This window comes from Kitasatospora sp. NPDC006697 (assembly GCF_042869935.1).
GTDB lineage: Bacteria > Actinomycetota > Actinomycetes > Streptomycetales > Streptomycetaceae > Kitasatospora.
Genome location: NZ_JBIAGU010000007.1, coordinates 260,720 through 283,759 on the forward strand (window position 1 = coordinate 260,720; position 23,040 = coordinate 283,759).

19 protein-coding genes are annotated in these 23,040 nt (G+C 72.9%); 11 read left to right on the plus strand and 8 right to left on the minus strand.

Going from position 1 to position 23,040, the window contains the following annotated elements:
- The first annotated feature begins 75 nt into the window (after positions 1 to 75).
- On the plus strand, positions 76 to 2,574 hold the full coding sequence (locus tag ACFYNO_RS12775) for a DEAD/DEAH box helicase (RefSeq protein WP_388009985.1): 2,499 nt from the start codon (positions 76 to 78) through the stop codon (positions 2,572 to 2,574).
- A gap of 92 nt (positions 2,575 to 2,666) precedes the next feature.
- Here ACFYNO_RS12775 and ACFYNO_RS12780 read toward each other — a convergent pair whose 3' ends face one another.
- Entirely contained in the window at positions 2,667 to 3,425 is a 759-nt protein-coding gene (locus tag ACFYNO_RS12780; protein WP_388009883.1) for a hypothetical protein, read from the minus strand.
- Positions 3,426 to 3,573: 148 nt separating this feature from the next.
- On the opposite strand from ACFYNO_RS12780, the gene bioB reads away from it, so the two are divergent.
- From bioB to bioD, 3 genes are read left to right on the plus strand one after another with little or no spacing between them, the layout of a single operon-like run.
- Positions 3,574 to 4,821 (plus strand): biotin synthase BioB, encoded by a 1,248-nt coding sequence (bioB, locus tag ACFYNO_RS12785; protein WP_388009886.1) that lies wholly within the window; start codon positions 3,574 to 3,576, stop codon positions 4,819 to 4,821.
- Positions 4,821 to 6,131: an adenosylmethionine--8-amino-7-oxononanoate transaminase gene (locus tag ACFYNO_RS12790; RefSeq protein WP_388009889.1), complete on the plus strand. Its 1,311-nt coding sequence runs from the start codon at positions 4,821 to 4,823 to the stop codon at positions 6,129 to 6,131. Before bioB ends, ACFYNO_RS12790 begins: the two co-directional genes overlap by 1 nt.
- Entirely contained in the window at positions 6,128 to 6,856 is a 729-nt protein-coding gene (gene bioD / locus ACFYNO_RS12795) for a dethiobiotin synthase (RefSeq protein ID WP_388009892.1), read from the plus strand. Before ACFYNO_RS12790 ends, bioD begins: the two co-directional genes overlap by 4 nt.
- Positions 6,857 to 6,904: 48 nt before the next feature.
- Here bioD and ACFYNO_RS12800 read toward each other — a convergent pair whose 3' ends face one another.
- Together ACFYNO_RS12800 and ACFYNO_RS12805 are read right to left on the minus strand one after the other, a co-directional pair.
- Positions 6,905 to 7,336 carry a GNAT family N-acetyltransferase gene (locus ACFYNO_RS12800; RefSeq protein WP_388009895.1) on the minus strand — a complete coding sequence of 144 codons (432 nt, stop codon included), beginning with the start codon at positions 7,334 to 7,336 and terminating at the stop codon, positions 6,905 to 6,907.
- 42 nt (positions 7,337 to 7,378) lie between these two features.
- Positions 7,379 to 8,065, minus strand: coding sequence for a class I SAM-dependent methyltransferase (locus ACFYNO_RS12805; RefSeq protein ID WP_388009898.1), 687 nt, complete (start codon positions 8,063 to 8,065; stop codon positions 7,379 to 7,381).
- A gap of 323 nt (positions 8,066 to 8,388) precedes the next feature.
- On the opposite strand from ACFYNO_RS12805, the gene ACFYNO_RS12810 reads away from it, so the two are divergent.
- Positions 8,389 to 9,546: an ROK family protein gene (locus tag ACFYNO_RS12810; RefSeq protein WP_388009901.1), complete on the plus strand. Its 1,158-nt coding sequence runs from the start codon at positions 8,389 to 8,391 to the stop codon at positions 9,544 to 9,546.
- A gap of 87 nt (positions 9,547 to 9,633) precedes the next feature.
- Here ACFYNO_RS12810 and ACFYNO_RS12815 read toward each other — a convergent pair whose 3' ends face one another.
- A complete protein-coding gene (locus ACFYNO_RS12815) occupies positions 9,634 to 10,425 on the minus strand; it encodes a GntR family transcriptional regulator (protein ID WP_388009904.1) in 792 nt (263 codons plus the stop codon).
- A 763-nt stretch (positions 10,426 to 11,188) separates the two neighbouring features.
- Between ACFYNO_RS12815 and ACFYNO_RS12820 the strand changes: the two genes are divergently transcribed.
- The 6 genes from ACFYNO_RS12820 to ACFYNO_RS12845 are packed head-to-tail and all read left to right on the plus strand — an operon-like array spanning position 11,189 to position 18,027.
- The gene (locus ACFYNO_RS12820) at positions 11,189 to 12,829 is read left to right on the plus strand and encodes an FAD-dependent oxidoreductase (protein ID WP_388009907.1); all 1,641 of its coding nucleotides are present in this window, start codon (positions 11,189 to 11,191) and stop codon (positions 12,827 to 12,829) included.
- A gap of 53 nt (positions 12,830 to 12,882) precedes the next feature.
- Positions 12,883 to 14,229: an aminotransferase class III-fold pyridoxal phosphate-dependent enzyme gene (locus ACFYNO_RS12825; RefSeq protein WP_388009910.1), complete on the plus strand. Its 1,347-nt coding sequence runs from the start codon at positions 12,883 to 12,885 to the stop codon at positions 14,227 to 14,229.
- A 44-nt stretch (positions 14,230 to 14,273) separates the two neighbouring features.
- Positions 14,274 to 15,245: a sulfotransferase family protein gene (locus tag ACFYNO_RS12830; protein WP_388009913.1), complete on the plus strand. Its 972-nt coding sequence runs from the start codon at positions 14,274 to 14,276 to the stop codon at positions 15,243 to 15,245.
- Positions 15,242 to 16,606, plus strand: coding sequence for an MFS transporter (locus ACFYNO_RS12835; RefSeq protein ID WP_388009916.1), 1,365 nt, complete (start codon positions 15,242 to 15,244; stop codon positions 16,604 to 16,606). Before ACFYNO_RS12830 ends, ACFYNO_RS12835 begins: the two co-directional genes overlap by 4 nt.
- Positions 16,594 to 17,214 (plus strand): adenylyl-sulfate kinase, encoded by a 621-nt coding sequence (gene cysC / locus ACFYNO_RS12840; RefSeq protein ID WP_388009919.1) that lies wholly within the window; start codon positions 16,594 to 16,596, stop codon positions 17,212 to 17,214. The genes ACFYNO_RS12835 and cysC overlap by 13 nt, the downstream gene beginning before the upstream one ends.
- A 9-nt stretch (positions 17,215 to 17,223) precedes the next feature.
- Positions 17,224 to 18,027 carry an exodeoxyribonuclease III gene (locus tag ACFYNO_RS12845; RefSeq protein WP_388009922.1) on the plus strand — a complete coding sequence of 268 codons (804 nt, stop codon included), beginning with the start codon at positions 17,224 to 17,226 and terminating at the stop codon, positions 18,025 to 18,027.
- Between the two features lie 111 nt (positions 18,028 to 18,138).
- Here the strand turns inward: ACFYNO_RS12845 and ACFYNO_RS12850 are convergent, their stop codons facing one another.
- From ACFYNO_RS12850 to ACFYNO_RS12865, 4 genes are all read right to left on the minus strand, one after another.
- Positions 18,139 to 19,005, minus strand: coding sequence for an aspartyl/asparaginyl beta-hydroxylase domain-containing protein (locus ACFYNO_RS12850; protein WP_388009925.1), 867 nt, complete (start codon positions 19,003 to 19,005; stop codon positions 18,139 to 18,141).
- 25 nt (positions 19,006 to 19,030) lie between these two features.
- Positions 19,031 to 20,920, minus strand: coding sequence for an FAD/NAD(P)-binding protein (locus tag ACFYNO_RS12855; protein ID WP_388009928.1), 1,890 nt, complete (start codon positions 20,918 to 20,920; stop codon positions 19,031 to 19,033).
- A 95-nt stretch (positions 20,921 to 21,015) separates the two neighbouring features.
- The gene (locus ACFYNO_RS12860) at positions 21,016 to 21,939 is read right to left on the minus strand and encodes an MBL fold metallo-hydrolase (protein ID WP_388009931.1); all 924 of its coding nucleotides are present in this window, start codon (positions 21,937 to 21,939) and stop codon (positions 21,016 to 21,018) included.
- Positions 21,936 to 22,943 (minus strand): hypothetical protein, encoded by a 1,008-nt coding sequence (locus ACFYNO_RS12865; RefSeq protein WP_388009934.1) that lies wholly within the window; start codon positions 22,941 to 22,943, stop codon positions 21,936 to 21,938. The genes ACFYNO_RS12860 and ACFYNO_RS12865 overlap by 4 nt, the downstream gene beginning before the upstream one ends.
- Positions 22,944 to 23,040: the final 97 nt, after the last annotated feature.

The following is a 23,040-nucleotide window of genomic DNA, read 5'->3' on the forward strand; positions in this document are numbered from 1 at the left end:
CGTCCCGGGCAACGTGCTCCCCGGCACACCGCGTCACCAGGGGGATAGGGTGGCCGGGTGACACTCCTGGACCTGATGCCCAAGCCGGCCGACCCCGACGCGCTGTTCACCACCTTCGCCGGGTGGGCCGAGGAGCGGGGCATCACGCTGTACCCCGCCCAGGAGGAGGCGCTGATCGAGCTGTTCACCGGCGCCAACGTGGTCCTCGCCACCCCGACCGGCTCCGGCAAGTCGCTGGTCGCCGCGGGCGCCCACTTCGCGGCGCTGGCCGAGGGCAAGCGGACCTTCTACACCGCCCCGATCAAGGCGCTGGTCTCGGAGAAGTTCTTCGACCTCTGCAAGATGTTCGGCACCGAGCAGGTCGGCATGATGACGGGTGACGCCAGCGTCAACCCGACCGCGCCGATCATCTGCTGCACCGCCGAGGTGCTGGCCAACATCGCGCTGCGCGACGGCGAGCGGGCCGACATCGGCCAGGTGGTGATGGACGAGTTCCACTTCTACGCCGAGCCGGACCGCGGCTGGGCCTGGCAGATCCCGCTGCTGGAGCTGCCGCAGGTGCAGTTCCTGCTGATGTCGGCCACCCTGGGCGACGTGCGCCGGTTCGAGGCGGACCTGACCCGCCGCACCGGACGCCCGACCACCGTGGTGCGCTCGGCCACCCGCCCGGTGCCGCTCTTCTACGAGTACAAGCGCACCCCCTTGCACGAGACCATCGAGGAGCTGCTGACGACCGGTCAGGCTCCCATCTACGTGGTGCACTTCACCCAGAAGGAGGCGGTGGAGCGGGCCCAGTCGCTGATGAGCATCAACATGTGCTCCAAGGCGGAGAAGGACGCCATCGCCGCCCTGATCGGCAACTTCCGCTTCACCACCAAGTTCGGCCGCAACCTCTCCCGCTTCGTCCGGCACGGCATCGGCGTGCACCACGCGGGCATGCTGCCCAAGTACCGCCGGCTGGTCGAACGCCTGGCCCAGGCAGGCCTGTTGAAGGTGATCTGTGGCACCGACACGCTGGGCGTCGGGGTCAACGTGCCGATCCGAACCGTGCTCTTCACCGCGCTCTCCAAGTACGACGGGGTCCGGGTCCGGGTGCTGCGGGCCCGGGAGTTCCACCAGATCGCCGGCCGGGCCGGCCGGGCCGGCTTCGACACCGTCGGCCAGGTGGTGGCGCAGGCCCCCGAGCACGTGGTGGAGAACGACAAGGCGCTGGCCAAGGCCGGGGACGACCCCAAGAAGAAGCGCAAGGTGGTGCGCAAGAAGGCGCCGGAGGGCTTCGTCGGCTGGACGGAGGAGACCTTCGAGCGGCTGATCTCGGCCGAGCCCGAGCCGCTGGTCTCCCGGTTCAAGGTCACCCACGCGATGCTGCTGGCCGTGATCGGCCGCCCGGGCAACGCCTTCGAGGCGATGCGCAAGCTGCTCACCGACAACCACGAGGACAGGGCCGCGCAGCGCCGGCTGATCCGCTCGGCGATCGCCATCTACCGCACCCTGCTGGCCGGCGGCGTGGTGGAGCGGCTGCCGGAGCCGGACGCGGAGGGCCGGATCGTCCGCCTCACCGTCGACCTCCAGGAGAACTTCGCGCTCAACCAGCCGCTCTCCACCTTCGCGCTGGCCGCCTTCGAGCTGCTGGACCCGCAGGACCCGAACTACGCGATGGACGTGGTCTCGGTGGTCGAGGCCACCCTGGACGACCCGCGCCAGATCCTCGCCGCCCAGCAGAACAAGGCGCGCGGCGAGGCGATCGGCGAGATGAAGCGCGACGGGATCGAGTACGAGGAGCGGATGGAGCGGCTGCAGGAGGTCACCTGGCCCAAGCCGCTGGAGGAGCTGCTGGAGCACGCCTACGAGGTGTACCGCCGGGCGCACCCGTGGATCGGCGACTACCAGCTGCAGCCCAAGTCGGTGGTCCGCGACCTCTACGAGCGCGCGATGACCTTCACCGACTACGTCGGCCACTACGACCTGGCCCGCACCGAGGGCATCGTGCTGCGCTACCTGGCCGGCGCCTTCAAGGCGCTGGAGCAGACCGTGCCGGAGGAGCTGAAGACCGAGTCGCTGAAGGACGTGATCGCCTGGCTGGGCGAGCTGGTCCGCCAGGTCGACTCCAGCCTGCTGGACGAGTGGGAGCAGCTCGCCAACCCGAGCGACGAGCCGGAGGGGGAGCGGGAGCTGGAGGCCAAGACCCAGCCGGTCACGGCCAACGCCCGGGCCTTCCGGGTGCTGGTGCGCAACGAGATGTTCCGCCGGGTCGAGCTGGCCGCGCTGGAACACTACGGCACGCTGGGCGAGTTGGACGGCGAGTACGGCTGGAACGCGGACCGCTGGGCGGACGCGATGGACGCCTACTACGCGGAGCACGACGACCTGGGCACCGGCCCGGACGCCCGTGGGCCGAAGATGCTGCTGATCGAGGTGGACGAGGAGGACAACCTCTGGCGGGTCCGCCAGGTCTTCGACGACCCGGCGGGCGACCACGACTGGGGGATCAGCGCCGAGGTGGACCTCTACGGCTCGGACGCCGAGGGCCGGGCGGTGCTCCGGGTCACCGGCGTGAACCGGATGGACGGCTGAACCCGGCGCCGCTCCGGGCGGGCTGACGGTGCGTCAGCCCGCTCGTCTGCGCCCGTGCCCGCGCCGGCCGGCAGGCCCCGCTGAGCGGCCCGTCAGTTCGCCGAGGTCCACATGAAGGCCGCGTCGGCGGTGAAGGCGCAGGCCCGGGTGGCCTCGTCGAGGTCCGGGTCGACCGGCGCGGCGGGCGGGTGGCCGTCGGCGAACCGCGAGGTGGTGACGGTGACGTAGTGCGCCACCGGCTCCACCCTGGGCGCCGGGTCGGTGGACTTGCCGCCGGCCGCGGGGGTCGGCGCGGCCACCGTGGCGTCCGGCAGCACGAACCGGGTGACCGCGCCGCCCTGCGCCTTGAGCAGCCCGGCGACCTGGGTGGCGGTGGCGGCGTCGGCGAACCGCAGCACGGTGACGCTGCTCAGCACCCTGCCGTCGGCGCGGGTGAAGCTCAGCGCCAGGTAGCCCTGGCAGGCGGCGTCCTTGAGCAGCGCCGGGTCGGCCTCGATCTCGGTGCAGTCCTGGCCCTGCCGGCCGCTGGTCCGCCTGCCGTGGTAGGCGTTGACCTCCGCCGGCTTGGCGGCCGGGAAGTAGAGGTTGGCGTCGAAGGGGTTGGGGTTGGTGGCGGAGGTCGGCGCCGGGTTGCCGAGGACCACGCTCTTGTCCCTGCTGGTGCTGCCGAGTCCCGGGAGCAGGTCGCCGGGGTGCGGGCGGGAGACCAGCCAGCTTCCGGCGCCCAGCACGGCGAGTGCCCCGCACCAGGCGAGGGCCCGTCGGGACCCGTTGCCACCACCGCTTCTGACGACCTCTGGGCTGGGTGTCGCTCCGTCGGAAATCGCCTGCGGGTCCCCCTGCGTGGTCATGGTCTGATTGTATGCAGGAGATTCGAGGCCAATGTCACACGCTGGATCCGCCTCGGTACCGCCATGTGAGAACTCGCACACCTCCAGCGGCGATCTTCTGGCCGGTTCGCTATGGCGCCCCGCGCGGTCGGCCAGGCAGGATCACCTCATGGATCTGCTCGACACCCTCGTTGCCAAAGGCCTGAACCGCGAGCTGCCGACCAGGGAGGAAGCCCTGGCCGTGCTGGCCACCGCCGACGACGACCTGCTCGACGTGGTCGCCGCCGCCGGCAAGGTGCGCCGCCGCTGGTTCGGCCGCCGGGTCAAACTGAACTACCTGGTCAACCTGAAGAGCGGGCTCTGCCCCGAGGACTGCACCTACTGCTCGCAGCGCCTCGGGTCCAAGGCCGAGATCCTCAAGTACACCTGGCTGAAGCCGGAGGAGGCCGCCCAGGCGGCGACCGCGGGCGTGGCCGGCGGGGCGAAGCGGGTCTGCCTGGTGGCCAGCGGCCGCGGTCCGACGGACCGTGACATCGACCGGGTCACCGACACCGTCAACGCCATCAAGGAGGCCGACCCGGGCGTGGAGATCTGCGCCTGCCTCGGCCTGCTCTCCGGCAACCAGGCGGAGCGGCTGGCCGCGGCCGGCGTCGACGCCTACAACCACAACCTCAACACCTCCGAGAACACCTACGGCGACATCAGCACCACCCACACCTACGCCGATCGGGTGGACACGGTGCAGCAGGCGCACGGCGCCGGCCTGTCCGCCTGCTCCGGCCTGATCGCGGGCATGGGCGAGAGCGCCGAGGACCTGGTGGACGTGGTCTTCGCGCTGCGCGAGCTGGGCTCGGACTCGGTGCCGGTGAACTTCCTGATCCCGTTCGAGGGCACCCCGCTGGCCAAGGAGTGGAACCTCACCCCGCAGCACTGCCTGCGGATCCTGGCGATGGTCCGGTTCGTCCACCCCGACACCGAGGTGCGGATCGCCGGCGGGCGCGAGGTGCACCTGCGCAGCCTGCAGCCGCTGGGCCTGCACCTGGCCAACTCGATCTTCCTGGGCGACTACCTGACCAGCGAGGGCCAGGCCGGGCAGGCCGACCTCGACATGATCAAGGACGCCGGCTTCGTCGTCGAGGGCCAGGGCGAGGCCTCGCTGCCGCGCCACCGCTCCGAGTACGCCGAGCAGTTGGCGGGCGGCTGCGGGGGCCACGGCGCCGCGGGGGGCTGCGGCGGGCACGACGCCGCCGAGGGCGCCGGCTGCGGCACCGAGGCGGGCGCCGGCTGCGGCCCGTGCGGCGGCCACGCCGGGGAGGCGCCGGCTCCCGCCGCCGACGTCACCGAGGACGAGTCCCGCACCGACCTGGTCAAGGTCCGCCGTCGCGGCGCCGGCACCGAGCTGGCCCCCAACGCCTGATGCTCCACGACGAACTGACGACAACTCAGCACCTGCTCGAACTGGACCGGGCGCACGTCTGGCACCCGTACGGCCCGATGCCCGCCGCGATCACCGCGCAGCTGGTCGAGTCGGCCTCGGGCGTGCGCCTGACCCTGGCCGAGCCGCTGGGCGGCCACCGCGAGCTGATCGACGGCATGTCCTCCTGGTGGGCGGCGCTGCACGGCTACAACCACCCGGTGCTGAACGCCGCCGTGCGCGGGCAGCTGGAGCGGATGAGCCACGTGATGTTCGGCGGGCTCACCCACGAGCCCGCCATCCGGCTGGCCGCCCGGCTGGTGGAGATCACGCCCGAGCCGCTGCAGCACGTCTTCCTGGCCGACTCGGGCTCGGTCGCGGTCGAGGTCGCGATGAAGATGTGCCTGCAGTACTGGCAGTCCGTCGGCCGGCCGGAGAAGCGCCGGCTGCTCACCTGGCGCGGCGGCTACCACGGCGACACCTTCCATCCGATGTCGGTCTGCGACCCCGAGGGCGGGATGCACCAGCTCTGGGGCGGCGTGCTGCCCCAGCAGGTCTTCGTGCCGGAGCCGCCGGCCGGCTTCGACGCCGAGGTGGACCAGGAGTACGCGGCCCTGCTGGCCGACACCGTCGAGCGGCACGCGGCCGAGCTGGCCGCCGTGATCGTCGAGCCGGTGGTACAGGGCGCGGGCGGCATGCGGTTCCACTCCCCCGGCTACCTCACCCTGCTGCGCCGGCTCTGCGACGAGCACGGCGTGCTGCTGGTCTTCGACGAGATCGCCACCGGCTTCGGCCGCTCGGGCGCGCTCTTCGCGGCCGACCACGCCGCGGTCTCGCCGGACGTGATGTGCCTGGGCAAGGCGCTCACCGGCGGCTACCTCACCATGGCCGCCACCCTGTGCACGGGCGAGCTGGCCGCGGGGATCAGCCGGGGCGCCGTCCCGGTGCTGGCCCACGGCCCGACCTTCATGGGCAACCCGCTGGCCGCGGCGGTCGCCAACGCCTCCATCGACCTGCTGCTCGGCCAGGACTGGCTCACCGAGGTCAAGCGGATCGAGGACGGGCTGCGCACCGGGCTCGCCGGTCTCGCCGGGGCGCCCGGCGTGCTGGACGTCCGGGTGCAGGGCGCGATCGGCGTGGTGCAGCTGGACCACCCGGTGGACATGGCGGGCGCCACCGAGGCGGCGGCCCGCGAGGGCGTCTGGCTGCGGCCGTTCCGCGACCTCGTCTACACCATGCCGCCCTATGTGACGCAGGACGCCGACCTGGCCCGGATCACCGCGGGCGTGGCGGCTGCGGCGGTGGCCGGATGAACCCCGGACTCCACGGGCTGCTCTTCGTCAGCGGCACCGGAACCGAGGTCGGCAAGACCGCCGTCACCGCGGCGCTGGCCGCGGTCGCGGTGCGGGCCGGGCGCTCGGTCGCCGTGCTGAAGCCCGGTCAGACCGGCATGGCCCCCGGCGAGGCCGGGGACTGCGCCGAGGTCGGCCGGCTGGCCGGCCCCACCGTCACCCTGCGCGAGCTGGCGCGCTACCCCGAGCCGTTGGCCCCGGACACCGCCGCGCGCCGCTCCGGGCTGCCGGCCCTGACCCTCGACCGGATCGTGCTGGAGGTCAAGGAGCTGACCGCCGCTCACGACCTGGTGCTGGTCGAGGGCGCGGGCGGCCTGCTGGTCCGCTACAACGAGGACGGGCTGACCCTGGCCGACGTCGCCCGCGCGGTCGGCGGCGAGGTGCTGACCGTGGTCACCGCCGGGCTGGGCACGCTCAACAGCACGGCGCTGAACGCGGAGGCGCTGCGCTCGCGCGGCCTGCGCACGCCGGGCATCGTGATCGGCAGCTGGCCGGCCGAGCCGGACCTGGCGATGCGCTGCAACCTGGCCGACCTGCCGAAGGACGCCGGTGCGCCGCTGCTCGGCGCCCTGCCGGCCGGCGCGGTGGCCGACCCGGCGGGCTTCGCCGACCGCGCGGCGGCCGCGCTCGCCCCGGAGCTCGGCGGCGAGTGGGACGCGGCGGGGTTCACGGCGCGCTGGTCCTAGTGCCGCGTCAGGCAGCCTGTGACGGGGCGAAGGCTGCCTGACGCGGCACTAGCTCCGATCGGCCAGCGGCTTGGTCCAGCGGCGCCACTGGTCCTCGCGCCCGTACCCGCAGGCCCGCCACGCGTGGTGGGCCTGCGGGTTGGCGTCGAGCACCATGGCGTCGGCCCGGCGCGCGCCCAGGGCGGTGAAGCGCAGCTCGGCGGCCTGCAGCAGGGCGGCCGCGATGCCCTGGCGGCGGCACTCCGGGGCCACCGCCAGGCGGTAGAGCGAGGCCCGCCAGCCGTCCCAGCCGGCGATCACCGTGCCCACCAGCGCACCGTCGCGCTCGGCGACCAGCACCGCCTCCGGGTCCCGCTCCAGCAGGGCCGTCACGCCCGCGATGTCGTCGGAGACACTGGTCCCCTTGGCTGCCCGGGCCCAGAAGTCGAGCAGCACGGTCGCCTCGCCGCGGCCGGCAGACCGGATGGTCAGATCAGTCATACCGGCAAGTCCTACCAGGCCGGATGCATTCACCCCTACCGGTTATCCCAGCTGCCAGACGGTGGTGGTCTTCAGCTCCGCGTCCTCCAGATCGGCCACCACCGGAACCCGGTAGGCCGCGAGGCTGGTGAACCGCTCGCGCGGCAGGTAGGCCCGGCCCGGGTCGCCGACCAGCACCTGCGCTCCCCTGGCCCGCGCACGCTCCAGGAAGGGCAGGAACCGGGCCGCCATCTCCCGCTCGTAGAAGACGTCACCGGCCAGCACCACCTCGGCCGGCCCGCCGTCGCCGTCCAGCACGTCCTCGGCCAGCGCGTCCACCCGCACCCCGTTCAGCTCCGCGTTGACGCCGACCGCCGCGACCGCGTACGGGTCGATGTCCACCGCGAGCACCGACCCGGCCCCGCGCAGCGCCGCCGCCACCGCGACCAGCCCCGATCCGGCGGCCAGGTCCAGCACCCGGCGGCCGGCCACCAGCTCCGGGTGGTCCAGCACGTACCGCGCCACGCCCACCCCGCCGGCCCAGGGGAAGGCCCAGAACGGCGGCGGCAGGCCCTCCTCGCCGCGGACCGCCTCCATCGCCTCCCAGAGCTCCAGCACCTCCTCCGCCATGTGCAGCGCGACCTCGGGGAGGAAGGGCACGGGCCCGGGGCGGGTGCGCTCCCGGATGAAGGCCTCCGGGCTCGGCTCGGCGGCTTCCCGGGGCTCCAGCAGACGGCTCTCGTTGGGCATGCGCGCAGCATAGAGGCGGTCGGCTGACGGACCGAAACCCGCACGCCCCCGGCGAGCACGGCTGACGCACCGTCGGGCGCCGCAGGAGCAAGGCTTCCGCAGCGGAAGTCCACTTGGTCAACTTTCGATACCGAACCGGCCATGAGCTGCACCGATGCTCGCTAGTCTGTCGACCCGGGACTAGCATCTGGCTGAAGCCCCCGACGTGCGGCGATCCCTCGCGGCGCCGTCGGCGAGGTGGTGGTGCTCGCGGAGCCAACGGCGGATCCGTGCATGTGTGAACGCGCGCCAGGGCAGTCGCGCGATTGCGGAAAGGCAGCGACTTGGCGGATCGGCTCACCGGAGGAGACTCCTCGCTGCTGCGTCGGATCAACGCGGCGGTGACGCTGCGGGCGCTGCGCGACGGACAGGCCGTCACCCTCACCCAGTTGGTCGGCGACACGGGGCTGTCCCGCCCCACGGTCGAAGGCGTGATCGAGGGCCTGGTGGAGACCGGCCTGGTCGCCGAGGTGGACCAGAACCAGGACAGCGGGCGGCAGCGCGGCCGCCCCGCCCGGTGGTTCCGGTTCCGGGCCGAGGCGGGCCACATCCTGGGCATCGAGATCGGCGTGCACATGGTCCGGGTGGTGCTGGCCGACCTGGCCGGCGAGCAGCTCGGCCTGCTGGCCCGCGAGGTCCCCGAGACGGCGGACGCCGAGGAGCGGCTGGGCGTGGTGCGCGGCGTGGTCGCCGAGGTGCTGCGCAAGGCCGGGATCTCCCGGGACAGCCTGTGGGCGGTCGGCGTCGGCACGCCCGGCATCGTGGACCGCGAGGGCTCGGTCCGGCTCGGCACCGCGATGCCCGGCTGGACCGGCCTGGACCTGGGCGCCAAGCTGCGCCGCTCGTTCCGCTGCCCGGTGCTGATCGAGAACGACGCCAACCTGGCCGCCATCGCCGAGCACTGGCAGGGCGTCGCGGTCGGCATGGGCGACGTGGTCTTCGTGCTGGCCGGCCTCAGCCCCGGCGCCGGCTCGCTGATCAACGGGCGGCTGCACCGCGGCTTCGGCGGCGCGGCCGGCGAGATCGGCGCGCTGCACCTGCTCGGCCAGGAGGCCACCCCCGAACGGCTGCTCTCCACCACCGGCAAGCCGCTGGACCCGCTGGACGAGGCCGCCGTGGCCCGGGTGCTCACCCTGGCCCGGGAGGGTGACGAGGTGGCCCGGGTCGCGATGGACCGCTTCCTGCGCCGGCTGGTGCACGACGTGGCCGCTCTGGTGCTGGCCATCGACCCGCAGCTGGTGGTGATCGGCGGCTGGGCGGCCGGCCTGGACGACACCCTGGAACCGCTGCGCGAACAGCTCGCCCTCTACTGCCTGCGGGCGCCCGAGGTGGCGCTCTCCTCGCTCGGCGAGGACGTGGTGGCGCTGGGCGCGCTGCGGCTGGCGCTGGACCAGGTCGAGGAGCAGCTCTTCGCGGTCGACCAGCCGGTCTCCCGGGTCTGACTCCCTGGCTCCCGAGTCTGACTTCCCGGGTCCTGACATGAGAAGGCGGGGCCCGGTTTCCCGGACCCCGCCTCCTCGCGCCTCTGCTCAGCTGGCCGTGCGGGCCATCTCCGGCACCGGGGTGACCTCGACCAGACCGGTCTCACCGAACGTCAGCCGGCAGGTGTCGGCCCGGTAGGTGGAGACCGCCAGCGCGGCCAGCCGCCCGGCCGACGCGTACTGGGTGGTGACCACCAGCACCGGCGTGCCCGGCGGGCGCTGCAGCAGCAGCGCCTCGTCCGCCTCGGCCACGCCCAGCTCCACGGAGCGGGACTCGCCGTCCACGGTCAGCCGCTCCAGCCGGCGCAGCACGGCGCGGCCCTCCTCGTCCGGCCCGGCACCGCTGCCCGCGGCGCCGGACAGACGGATCTCGGGCAGCGAGGCCAGCGCCGAGTCGGGCACGTGCAGGGCCTCGGTGGCCACCGTCTGCCCCTGTGCCACCCGGATCCGGCGCACGGTGTAGACCGTCTCGCCGGTCGGGACGCCGAGCGCCTTGGCCAGCTTCTCGCCGGCCGGGACGATGGCGCAGCCGACGGTCTGCCACTCCTGCTCGCGGCCGCTGCCGGTCCAGCCCTCCTCGCGCCGGCTCACCGGGACGCCGACCCGGGGGGCGGCGACCAGGGTGCCGATGCCGCGGCGGCGGACCAGCCGGCCCTCCAGCTCCAGCTGGTCCAGCGCCTGACGCAGGGTCGCCCGGGCCACGTTGAAGCGGGCGGCCAGCTCACGCTCGTTCGGGATCACCTGACCGGTGGAGAACTCGGTGTCGATCGCGCGCAGCAGCACGGTGCGCAGCTGCCAGTACTTGGGCTCCGGTACCGCCGCGAGCTGAGCTGTCCCCACCGTGTCCTCCACCCTGGCCGGGCCCGCCGCCGCTGTGGAGGGGCTGCCCGGCATCCTGAAGGACCTGCCGCTCCGGCTGTTCCGCCAGGTGGCGGGCCGGTGCTTTATCCGTCCTTCTTTATTAAAGGTCTTTGCAGTAAGTGACAGTAGGTGCTCTGTCGCGGGATGGTCAAGACCAATGACAACGTTCGCACCGGGGCCGGGTGACATTAACCGAGCCTTAACACACCCCTAGCCGTCCCTCACAACCGGGGGTCCGGGGGCGCGCGGTGGCTCCGGACGCGGCCGCCCCGCCGCCACCGCCCGTCGGCGAGGGAGCGCGCGACGCCCGGCGGCACCGGCAGCCTCGGCGACCCCGGCGACGCCCGGCGGCACCGGCAGCCCCGGTAGGCCAACACCGGCCAAATCCCGCACCCGCCCGCCCCCGGCCGATCCCCCCGCCGCCGGTGCGGCGGGGGGATCGGCCGGGGCGCGCGGCCTCGCAGCTCACCACCGCCCGGCGCACTCCGGCGCCCCGGACGGGCGGGGAACCGCCGGGCCCGCCGCCCGCGCCCCGCGAATGGCACGAGGGTCGGTTATCAGCCATCTTCACTATCGCATCGAATATCCTCCGCTTTCCCGCCCAGTGAATTGTGTGCAGACTGGTTCTGCTCCCGACAGAAGTGGACGAGCCCTCAGCGCGATGGATCACGACCGCCCACGAGGCCACCGGTGATCATTGGCCCGCTCGTTTCCCTGTCGTTCATTCGGCGGTTGACCGGACTTGTCACCCGCCCCAGTTCTTGAAGAAAGATCTTCCACGCCACCGAAAATCGGGGGGAATGTGAAGAACTTATCGCCGATCGATGATGTCGACGTCTGCGTGATAGGCAGCGGTGCCAGTGGAGCCGTGGCCGCCCATGAGCTGGCCCGCTCCGGAAAGCGGGTGCTCGTCCTGGAGGAGGGGAACCGCCTCTCCCCCGGGGAATCCCTGGAAACCGTTGACCGCACGTCCGGCAACTCCTTCGTCCTGACACCGCTCAATCGGCTCGTCCCCGAGGGCCGGCCCTGGAGCGCCCGCGCCCTGGGCGGCGGGATGTCCATTTACGCCGGAATCTCGTTCCGCTATCGGGCCGTGGATTTCGACCCGCGCAACCACGTGGCGGCCGATTCGCTGGATCCGGCCTGGCCCATCCGGTACGAGGACCTGCGCCCCTACTACGACGAGGTCGAACGGCTCTTCGGGGTCGCCCGGCGTGCGGGTGCGGACCCGATGGAGCCCGAGAGCGGACCCGCTCCCATGCCGGCCCATCGGCCCAGCACGCCGGGCCGGCTCCTCGCCGACGCGGGCCGGGCGCTGGGGATGCGGCCGTTCCCCACCCCGTTGGCCGTCAACTCCGTTCCGTACCAGGGGCGCCCGGGGTGCCATCGCTGCGGCCCGTGCAACGAGCACGTCTGCCCGACCGGCGCCCGGGCCGACGCCGGCGCGCTGCTGCGCGACCGGCCGGACGTCCCGGCCGACCACCTCGTGGTCGCCACCGGAAGCCGGGCGATCCGGATCCACCTCGACAGCGGCAGCCGCGCCGGCTCGGTCGAGTGGCTGGACCTCGCCTCCCGGACGCGGCGGCTGACCAGGGCGACCTGCTTCGTGCTCGCGGCCAACGCCGTGCAGTCCTCGGCGCTGCTGCTGCGCTCCTCGCAGCGGCTGGCCCCTCGCGGCATCGGCAACGGCTCCGACATGGTGGGGCGCGGGCTCTCGTTCAAGTTCAGCGGCTACGTGTCGGGGTCCGTCCCGTTCCGGGGCGGCGGCCCGCCGCCCGTGACCGCCGGTCCCCACTCCACGGTGTCCTTCTCCGACCACTACCTCGACGTGGAGGCGCCGACCGGGCTCGGCGGAATGCTCTACGAGGCCAGCCCCGAGGTCCGGGGCGTGCGGGACGGCCGGATCGAATTGCGCCTGCACTTCCTCGGCGCGGACCAGCCGATGTACGAGAACGTGGTGGGCCTGTCCCCCCGCACCGATGCGTACGGAACTCCGCGGATCGTCATGGAATACACCACGCACCGCCTCGACGAAATGCGTCGCGCCTACCTGGCGCGCCGGGCCGCGAATGTCCTGCACGAGGCGGGTGCCCGGGATCTGGTCCACGAGGAGTCGAACTTCCGACTGGGCAGCAGGCACCTCCACGGGGGTTGCCGGGCGGGTACCGATCCCGACGAGTCCGTGGTCGATCCATGGGGGCGGGTCCACGACATGGACAACGTGTACGTGGCGGACGGCGGATTCTTCCCGTATGCCGGCGGGGTCAATCCGACGCTGACCATTCAGGCCAACGCACTGAGAATCGCCCGCCGGATCGCGCGGCACCTCGGCACCGGCCCGGTATCCACGACGGCGCCCGCCCGAGACCGCGCCGCCTCGTGATCCACCGGAACGTCCTGCCTGACCGATCTTCAGCCACCCGGAGGGGAACCCGCATGCCGAACCAGGCCCTGTCCGCAACCGTGCCCGCGGCCGGTGCGCACGCCGCAGCCCTGGCCCGGGCCAGGAATTCGACGGCGTCCGAGAAATGGGATCTCAACCACCGCTTTCCCATCGTCATGGAGCGCGCCTCCGGCGTCCACGTCTGGGACGTCGGCGGCCGCCGCTACACGGACTTCACCTCGTGCAGCGGCGCGGCCCCGCTGGGCGCCGGCTTCGCCCCGGTGGTCGAGCGCGTGTCCGCGGAGCTGGCCCGGACCGGAGGAATCCTCCCCGGGCCGCTCTCCCTCCAGCGGGTGGAGGTGGCCGAGCGGCTCGCGGAGGTCTTCCCCTGCGCCGAGCGCTCGATCTTCTTCCGCACCGGCTCCTGCGCCACCACGGCCGCCGTCCGCCTGGCCAGGGTGCACACGGGCGCTCGCCTCGTCCTCACCAGCGGCTACCACGGCTGGCACGACTGGCAGTTGCAGTACCGCCCGGAACTGGCGCTGCCCGACCGCGACCCCGACACCGTGGACTTCGGCTACGACCTGGACCGGCTCGACTCGCTGGCCCGCGCGGCCGACCGGGTGGCGGCGGTGATCGTGACGCCCGAGGTGAACTTCTACCCGCCGGAGTACATCCGGCAGTTGGAGACCATCGCGCGCTCCCGCGGCGCCCTCGTGATCGTGGACGAGGTGATGACCGGTTTCCGCTACGCCTGGCGCGGCTACCACTGCGCGGCCGGCCTCGAACCGGACCTGATCACCCTGAGCAAGGGACTCGCCAACGGCATGGCGCTGTCCGCGGTGGCCGGCCGCTCGGCGGTGGTGCGGGCCGATGAGCTGACCTACCTGGGCAACACCTACCAGCGCGAGGTGACGCCCTTCGCGGCGGCCCTCGCGACCCTGGACGCCTACGCGGACGGCGCGGCCATGGCGCGCATGCGCGGGGTGGGCACCCTGCTCATCGAGGGCCTCAACGAGGTCTTCGAACGGTCCGGCGTCGACGCCTGGGCCCGGTCCTGGCCGACCATGTTCGACGTGCTCTTCGGTGACCGGGAGCTGGGCCACCTCTTCTTCCAGGAGATGTGGGACCGCGGGTTCCTGATGCAGTACGGCGGCCGGTTCATGCCCTCCTCGGCCACCTCGAACGCGGACATCGGCGCCGCGCTGGCGGCCGCCCCCGAGGCCCTGGCGACCGCGCAGGAGAAACGGGGCGCGGGGACGGCCGCGGGCGCGCCGGTCGCTGCGGAGGACGCGGCCGTGACCTTCGCCGCCGACGCCTTCGGCGCGACCGAGCACTCCGTGCGGCAGTGGTTCGTCCCGCAGACCGGCCCGCACCGGACGGGCCGAGCCCGTCGTTGAGCCCGGGCTCCGTCCGACCATCAGCCACCGGTGTCAGGAGTGACATGAGCGAGATGAGCGAGATGAGCGAGATGAGTGACGTGAAGAAGAGGCAGCCGTTCTCCTCCGCCCCCGTCCTGCTGGGCGGGGAGAACCGCTCCGGAACCACCCTGCAGAGCATCCTGCTGGACTCCCACCCCGACCTCGTCGTCGGACCCGAGATCGACTTCGTCGAACCGGTCGACCTCGGCCCGCACATCCTCCAGGCCTGCGACCTCCTGGACGCCGGGGACCCCCGGGTCCTCGGCCCGGGCACGGACACCGCCGATCCCTACTGGTACGACGGCGCGCACTTCGTCAAACAGTGCGAGCGCTGCGGACTCAGCACGGACGACGTGCGCGGTGTGGTGACCGCCGCCATGGCCGAATCGGCCCCGGACGTCTCCTCGTTCGGCTACCGCTGCCTGGTCGTCGACCGCATCGGGGAGCTGATGCGGTCCCGCGCGGGCGTCTCGCGCTGGGGACTGAAGCTGCAGCGCAAGATCCGGCGGGTCGACGACTACGCGGCCGTGTGGCCGAACGCCCACTTCATCCACATCGTCCGCGACGGCCGGGACCTGGCCGCCTCCCACCTCAAGACCGTGCCGGCCTGGGGCTACAAGTCCGTGGCACGGGCTGCCGAGGGCTGGGTGGAGGTGGTGGCCCGCCCGCACACGGTGGCACCCCCCGGCCGCTACCTCGAAGTCAGGTACGAGGATCTGGTGAGCGCCCCCCGGACGGCCATCGGGGGCATGCTCGACCACCTCGGGCTGCCGTGGGACGACGCGGTGCTGCGCCACTCCGAACTCGAGCACTCCCTGTTCGCCAAGCCGTGGGGCCACCCGGCGGCCGACGCCACCGGACAGCCCCTGAGCCAGGACCGGATCGCGCGCTACCGGGAGGATCTGACGCCGGGTCAGATCGAGGAGTTCGAGGCGATCGCGGGCTCCGAACTCTCCCGCCTGGGCTACCCCCTCAGTGGGCGGCAGGCCGGGTGACCGTGCGCGAGGAGGCCAGGGCCCCCGGGCGCGCCGAGCGCCGGGGCCCGGACCGGTCCCGAGGCTTCCCCCTCCTCTGGGGCGCGCAGACGGTGTCCCTGCTGGGCTCCCAGGTGACGCTGCTGGCGCTGCCGCTGATGGCGCTCACCTCCTTGCACGCCGACCCGCTGCAGGTCGGCATCCTGACGGCCTGCGGGCGGGCTCCCTACCTGGTGCTCGGCCTGCCTTCGGGCGTGCTGGTCGACCGGCTGCCGAAGCGCCGGCTGCTGGTCGCCTGCAACCTGCTGCTCGGCACCATCATGATGACCGTGCCCGCGGCCGCCCTGGCCGGGCGGGCCGGCCTGGTGCAGCTGTACGCGGTGGCCACGGCGGCGGGGGCCGTCACGGTGATCCTGGACGTGGCGTACCTGGCGTTCGTCCCGACGGTGGTGGACGCCGCCCGGCTGGTGAAGGCGCAGAGCGCGCTGGAGTTCAGCCAGTCGGCGGCGATGGCCCTCGGTCCGCCGCTGGCCGGCTGGCTGATCGGCCGGTTCTCGGCGCCGACCGCCGTCTCCGCGGACGCCGGGTCGTTCCTGCTGGCCGCGGCGGTGCTCGCCCTGGTCGCGGCCGCACCCGTCCGGGGGCCCGCCCCTGGCAGGGGCGTCGTCCGGCAGGTGGCGGACGGCGTGCGGACCCTGGCCGCCGACCGGATCCTGCGCTCGGTGACCCTGGCCACGGGGACCTTCATGTTCTGCTACAGCGCCTACTCCGCGGTCCTCCTGGTCTATCTGACGCAGCGGGTCGGACTCTCGGCGGGCACGATCGGCATCGCCATGGGAATCGGAGCCCTGGGCGGGGTCGCCGGGGCGCTGGCCGCCCCCGCCCTCGCCAGGGCCCTCGGCCTGGGACGGGTGCTGATGGCCGCGCTGGCGGTCAGTGCGGCCGCCGCGGCGGTGGCGCCGGCGGTGCTGCACCCCCACGGGGCGGCGATCGCCGGCGTCTTCGCCTCCCAGTTCGTCCTCTGGTTCGGGCAGCAGACGTACAACGTGCACCAGGTCCCCGTCCGCTACGCGCTCGCACCCGCCGCCCTGCACGGCCGCATCAACGCCACCATCAGGACCCTGGTGTGGAGCCTCGCCTCGCTGGGCGCCCTGGTGGGCGGGGTCGGCGGCCAGTGGGCGGGCACCCGGACCACCCTTCTCCTCAGCGCCGCCGGCGGTGCCTCGGCGATCCTCTGGATCGCCCGGTCGCCCCTGCGGCACGTGCGCGCACCGGCCCTGGCCGCCGCCCCTGCCGCGCAGCAGTCCGATCCGGCAGTTCCCGAGCACGACGGCCGACCGGCCCAGGAACGACCTCCAGGAGGACCACCGTGCCCCACCTGAACCAGAGGAGCACCCGTCCCGCACAACCCGGCGCCACCGTCTGGCTGACCGGACTGCCCAGCTCCGGCAAGACGACCATCGCCCGCGCCGCCACCACCCGGCTGCGGGCCGCGGGACGCCGCGTCGAAGTGCTGGACGGCGACGAGGTACGCCGCTTCCTCACCGCCGGCCTCGGCTTCTCCCGCGAGGACCGGGACGCGAACGTGGCCCGCATCGGATGGGTCGCCCAAGTCCTGGCCAGCAACGGGATCATCGTCCTCGTGCCGGTGATCGCGCCCTACGCGGACGGCCGCCGGGGCGTCGCCGAGCGGCACGCGAACCTCGACACCTGCTTCTTCGAGGTGCACGTGGCCGCGCCGCTGGAGGTCTGCGCGGCCCGCGACGTGAAGGGCCTGTACGCCCGCCAGGCCGCCGGCCACCTGAAGGGCCTGACCGGCGTCGACGCCCCGTACGAGCCGCCGGCCGCCCCCGACCTGCGCGTCGACTCCCACCTGCAAACGGTCAAGGAGTCCGCCGCGACCGTGGTCGACCTGCTGCGCCGCCGGGGGCTCCTCGGCGACGGAGCGGCCGGAGCACGGCCGGCCGGCGGTGTCGGCGGTGACCGGTAGGCTGCGCTGGTGACTGTGGTGACGACTGTGAATGTGAACGGGATCCGGGCCGCCGCGAAGAAGGGCCTGGTGGAGTGGCTGGCCGCCACCCCGGCCGACGTGGTCTGCCTCCAGGAGGTCCGCGCCGAGACCGCCCAACTCCCCGCCGAGATCCGCGACGCGGCCGGCTGGCACGCCGTCTGGGCCCCCGCCGCCGCCAAGGGCCGGGCCGGCGTCGCCGTGCTCTCCCGCACCGAGCCCCAGCGCACCCGGATCGGCTTCGGCTCCGCCGAGTTCGACACCTCCGGCCGTTACGCCGAGATCGACCTCCCCGGCCTGACCGTCGCCAGCCTCTACCTCCCCTCCGGCGAGGTCGGCACCGAGCGCCAGGACGAGAAGGAACGCTTCATGGCGGAGTTCCTCACCCACCTCGCCGACCTCAGGACCCGCGCCGCCGCCGACGGCCGCGAGGTCGTGGTCTGCGGCGACTGGAACATCGCCCACCACCCGGCCGACCTGAAGAACTGGAAGTCCAACCAGAAGGCCGCCGGCTTCCTCCCCGAGGAACGCGCCTGGCTCACCCGCGTCCTCGACGAGGCCGGCTACGTCGACGTCGTCCGCCGCCACCACCCCGACCAGGACGGCCCCTACACCTGGTGGTCCTACCGCGGGCGCGCCTTCGACAACGACTCGGGGTGGCGGATCGACTACCAGATGACCACCCCCGGGCTGGCGGATCGGGCGCTGTGGAGCAAGGTCGAGCGCGCGGCGACGCACGGGGAGCGGTGGAGCGACCATGCGCCGGTGACGGTGGAGTACGACCACCAGCTCTGAGCGTTCGCAAGGCCCTGGTCGACCAGGACTTCAAGAAGCAGGGCCGGCGCCGGTGACCGCCGCTGCTACGGGGGTCACCGGCGCCGGCCCGGTCGCTCCGAGGACACCGCATCAACCTGCCGGTGAGTACTCGATCCGCTCCAGGTTGGTGTGGCCGAAAAGGTCCGCCACCTGCTTGATGATCGCCTCGTCCTCGCTCAGCCGGGCGATCTCCTGCATCGTGCTCCAGACGAAGTTCGGGCCGCCGTCCCTGCGGTAGTGCTTCTTGATGATCAGTCCGAGGACGTCCATCATGTTCTCCTGGTCGATGACGGACGCCAGGGCGAGGATCCCGGCCCGCTCTTCATCGGCCAGCGCCGGCCGGTCGCAGAGGTTGGCCTCGGGGATGCCGTTCTCCAGCGAGTACGGGAACCTGAGCACCTCGTCCACGTCCGACACTTCGGCGAAGTCGATCATCAGGTGGATGCGCTTGGTGGTGTCGAGCACGCCCGCGCTGTGCGAGCGGGTGACGTCGATGAACCAGGTCTCGCCCTCCTTCATCCGGTACACCGTGTCGGTCTCGTTGAACAGGCAGTTCTCGCCCGTCGCGAGGACGATGTGCAGCCGGTGCGCGATCCGCTGCTTGGAGACCGGGTCGGAGATCTCGACGTAGTCGCGGTGCGGCACGAGGACGCTGTTGCTGAAGACCGCGAGCCGGACGAAGGTCAGGTTCTCGGTGGCGAAGTTGTTCCGGATGATCTCCTGGACGTACGGCAGCGCGTCGCCCTGCTCGGTGAAGGCGGCAGGGGTCGCCGGGTCGTAGTCGGCGATGACGTCGTGGATCTCGCCGCCGGGCGCGAACACCATGGCGCACTTCCACGGTTCGCCGCAGACGAACTCCTCGTACGGCTCCGACAGCTTCAGGCCGAGAGCGCGCTCCAGGTCCTTCGCCAGCCGCTCCTGGTCAAGCTCGATCTTGCCGATCAACTGGGTGCGCATGACGCTCCTTCAGTCACTTGTTCGATCACCGGGAATGCGGAGCTCCCGGCCGCTCCTGGTGCGGGTGCGCGCCGGCCAGCGCGTGCTCCGCGATCGCGTCGGCGTCCCCGACGAAGTCCCCCCACGACCCCGGGCGGCCGCTGCCGACCTGGGTGAACCACCGGGTGTTCTCGCTGGGCACGCCGAGGACGTACAGCCCGGTGTCCGGCCGGCCGTCCCGGCCCACCGGGTGGAACGGGGCCCTGGTGACCGCGACGCCGCCGGTCGGGAAGGACTGCCGGGCGTCGCGGTTGACGAACTCGGTCCACAGCCCGCGCGCCCGCAGGCTCCTGGTCAGCGGGGCCGGATCGCCGTGCAGGTCGGGCACCGGGACCCGGGCGTCGACCACCACCTCCACCGGCGTCCGTGACCCGGGCACGGCGGGCGAGTCGATCGTGAACCGGCCGAGTCCCGGGTCCGCGGCGATCCGCGCGTCGGGACCCACCACCCGCAGCAGGCCGGCGGCCAGCAGGGCCAGCGCCTGCCGGACCCGGACCGGCGGTGGTCCGGCCACCAGCGCGGAGCTGGCCGGGGCGAACGAGCCGAGGAAGTCGTCGCGGTGCGAGGCCGGGTGCAGGCCGCCGAAGTCGACCACCTTGCGCACCGCCACCCGGGCCTCCCGCACGGCGTCCATCGCCGCCATCAGCGGCGAGTCCACGTTGCCGCGCTCGGCCTCCCGGACGCTCTCGCGCAGCAGCTCTGCGAGCGCCCGGTCGAACTCCTCGGCGCGGTCGAAGGCGCGCCCCGCGAACGGCCGGGCCAGCGCCGCCAGGTCGAGGGCCGGCAGGTCCTCGACGCCGTGCCGGGCGGCGATCGCCACCACGTCGGGCGGGCCGGACTCCTGGGACCGGGCCACCTCGGCGGTGAACTCCTCGGCCGCCCGGTCCCCGTGCGACCGGCGCAGCGCGGTCGCACGGTAGACCAGCTCCACCTCGGCCATCAGCCAGGGCGCGACCTCGGTCGCGAAGTCCAGCGGCGCGCCGGGGGTCCGGGGGCGGATCCGGTCGGGCGTGAAGACCACCGGCTTGCGGGCGGTTCCGGGCGGCTTGCGGTTCACGGGCTTGGCGAGCAGCGGCATTCCGCTGCGGGAGCCGGCCACCATCACCGGCTCCTCGCCGCTGGGCCGGTACACCAGCTCCCCGTCCGCGCCCTCGCCGAACCGGCCGCCCCGCCCCAGCGTGAACGCGGCCATGACATCGTAGAACGACAGCCCGAGCCCGAGGATCCCGACGACCGCCCCGGCCGGAACGGTGTCGAGCGGCATGTCGGCGGGCGAGTCGCCGCTGAGGTAGCCGAGGCCGGCGTGCCGGGCGGCGAAGGCGGCCAGCTCGGGCCGGGCACCGCCCGGCAGCGGCCTGGCGTGGCCGGTGGCGAGCACCACCCGGTCCACCACCAGGTGTTCCCCGCCGCCCAGCCGCAGCCGGTACCCGCGCTCCACCGGGACGAGGTCCGAGACCGTCGCCCGGACCCGGAACAGCCGTGCGTGCGGGGGCAGTCCGTACTCGACGGCGTCCAGCGCGAACCGCAGGTAGCGGCCGTAGCGGGCCCTGGGCGCGTAGCCGTCCGGTCCCGGGTAACCCGCGGGGTCCTCGGCGGACCACCACTGCGCGAACGACGGTCCCGCGCCGGCCCGAGCGGGCCCGTCATCCGGCGTGCCGGAAAAGAGCGAGATGATGCCGGGCGTGGTGTTCATCAGGAACCAGTCCGGCTGGTCGGTGCGGAAGATCCGACCGCAACCGACCTCCACCTCGTCGATCAGGTGGATCTCCACCGGCCTTCCGGCCGACTGCTGTTCGAGTCGGGCCGCCAGCCGCTCGGTCACCATGATCCCGCGTGGACCGCTGCCCACGACGGCGATCCGCCAGGGTCGCGCCAACAGGCCGCCTCCTCAGTGGCAGTGGTTCAGTGGCAGTAGTGAGTTCAGTGGCAGTGGTGAAGTCCGGCCGGCCGCAACGAGGCGGTCGGTACCGGTCAGGCATGGCAGCTGAGCGGCCGGCCTCCGTTGTAGGCGATCATGTCCTGGTACGCCGCGGCCGTGTCGATGGGCGCTCCCGGTGCGGCGCCGTCCAGTTCGGCGTAGGCGCGGTGCAGGTTGCCCACGATGCGTTCGACGTCGAGGAGTTCGCCGTACTCGCCGAGGTCGGCCTCCCGGGCCGCCGCCAGCGGGCTCAGCCCCGCGGCCCTGCCCGCGGCGGCGGTCGCCGCCACGAAGCGGAGGTAGCCAAGGGTCTCCTCGATCACCTCCGGTCCGCAGACCGGGCCGTGGCCGGGCACGATGGTCTCCGCGCCGAGCGGCCGCACGACCGTCTCCAGCACCTCGATCGCGCCGCTGATCGACCCCATCAGCAGGAACGGCATGCCGCCCTTGAAGAGCAGGTCGCCGGCGAACAGCACCGAGCGCTCCGGCAGGTGCACGACCGAGTCGTTGGTGGTGTGCGCGGGCATCCCCACGTGTCGGACGTCGCAGCGCAGTTCGTCCGACCAGAGGGTGACCCCGGTGGTGTAGGTGAGGAACGGGGGCGCCATCTCGAAGCCTCCCCAGTCCACGTCGTTCCAGACCCCGCGGTTCCGGGGCGCCCCGAAGGCCATCACCTGCGCCCGGCACTCCTCGTGGCCCACGATCGTCGCGCCGGGGAAGAGCGAGTTCCCGAAGGTGTGGTCGCCGTGGTGGTGGGTGTTGACCAGCGTGCCGACCGGCTGGGGGGTGACCGCGGCGATCGCGGCACCGAAGGCGCGGGTCCGCTTCTCGGTCGCGCACGAGTCGATGCCGATGGTGCCCCGCCGGCCGACGATGAAGCCCGTGTTGTTGACCAGCCAGCTGCCGTCCGGCTGGATGTAGGCGTGGACGCCCTCGCTGATCTCGACAGTCTTCCCGAACTCGGCGGAGCCCGTCACCGGCCGCGCTCCTCGCCGTACCCGGTCCAGGTGGGGATCGTCTCCTTCACCGTCATGAAGTCGGGCACCTCCGTTCCGAGGCCCTGCTCGATGGCGGCCCGGTAGGCGTAGGCCGCGACCGCGACGTCCTGCAGCGGCGAGCCCACGGACTTGAAGAGGGTGCGCCGCGGCCGCGGCGCGTCGGCCGGCCTGCCCCACAGCTCGGCCAGGGTGATCACCTGGCTCGGGTCCAGGGTGCCCGCCTTGATGGCCGCGATGGCGTCGCCGGACTCCTGGAGGGCCTGCATCCGGTCCACCACGATCAGTTCGGGGTACTGCCACACGCCGGTGTCCAGCTCCCGCTCCTCGGCGAGCGTCGAGCCGGTCGAGCTGACGTGCGCGGTGGGCGGGATCCAGTCGGCGTGGAAGGCCGGACCGGCTCCGCCGGTGTTGGTGGCCACCACGATCACCTCGGCGTTCGCCGTCGCGCGGGGGGCGTCCTCGCAGGGCACGATCTCGACGCCGAGCTTCGCCGACAGCTCCGCGGCGAACAGCTCGCGCCGCTCCTTGCGCGGGCTGAAGACGAACATCCGCTGGACGTCGAGGAGCCGGCTCAGCACGGTGGCCTGCATCCGCGCCTCGTGTCCGGAGCCGATGATCCCGATCACCGACGCCTCGGGTGCCATCCGCGCCGCGGCCATCGCCGCGGTCGAGGCGGTGCGCAGGAAGGTCAGGTGGTTGCCCTCCATCCGGACCAGCGGCGCACCGCTCTCGATGTCGAACAGGGCGATCTCGATCCGCAGCGCACTCCCCACCAAGTGGAACGCCTTGTAGCCGATGACTCCCAGCGTGGGCATCGCCGCGGCCATGTACCGCATCCAGCCGCCGGGGAACCGGAGGTTGATCCGCTCCGTGATGTCGGTGGTGCCCAGGAACTCGTCCCGGTGGGCCTGGTCGAGCGCCTGCACCACCCCTTCGATGGTGGTCGCGCGCCGGATCTCATCGGCAGTGAGCAGGATCGTCATCCGTCGTCTTCCCCTTGTCACGTCCAACAGTGGTGCCGCGTCGGGCCGATGGCCATCGGTCACGTCACGAAGCTAGAAGACGGCCCGCGCCGCCATC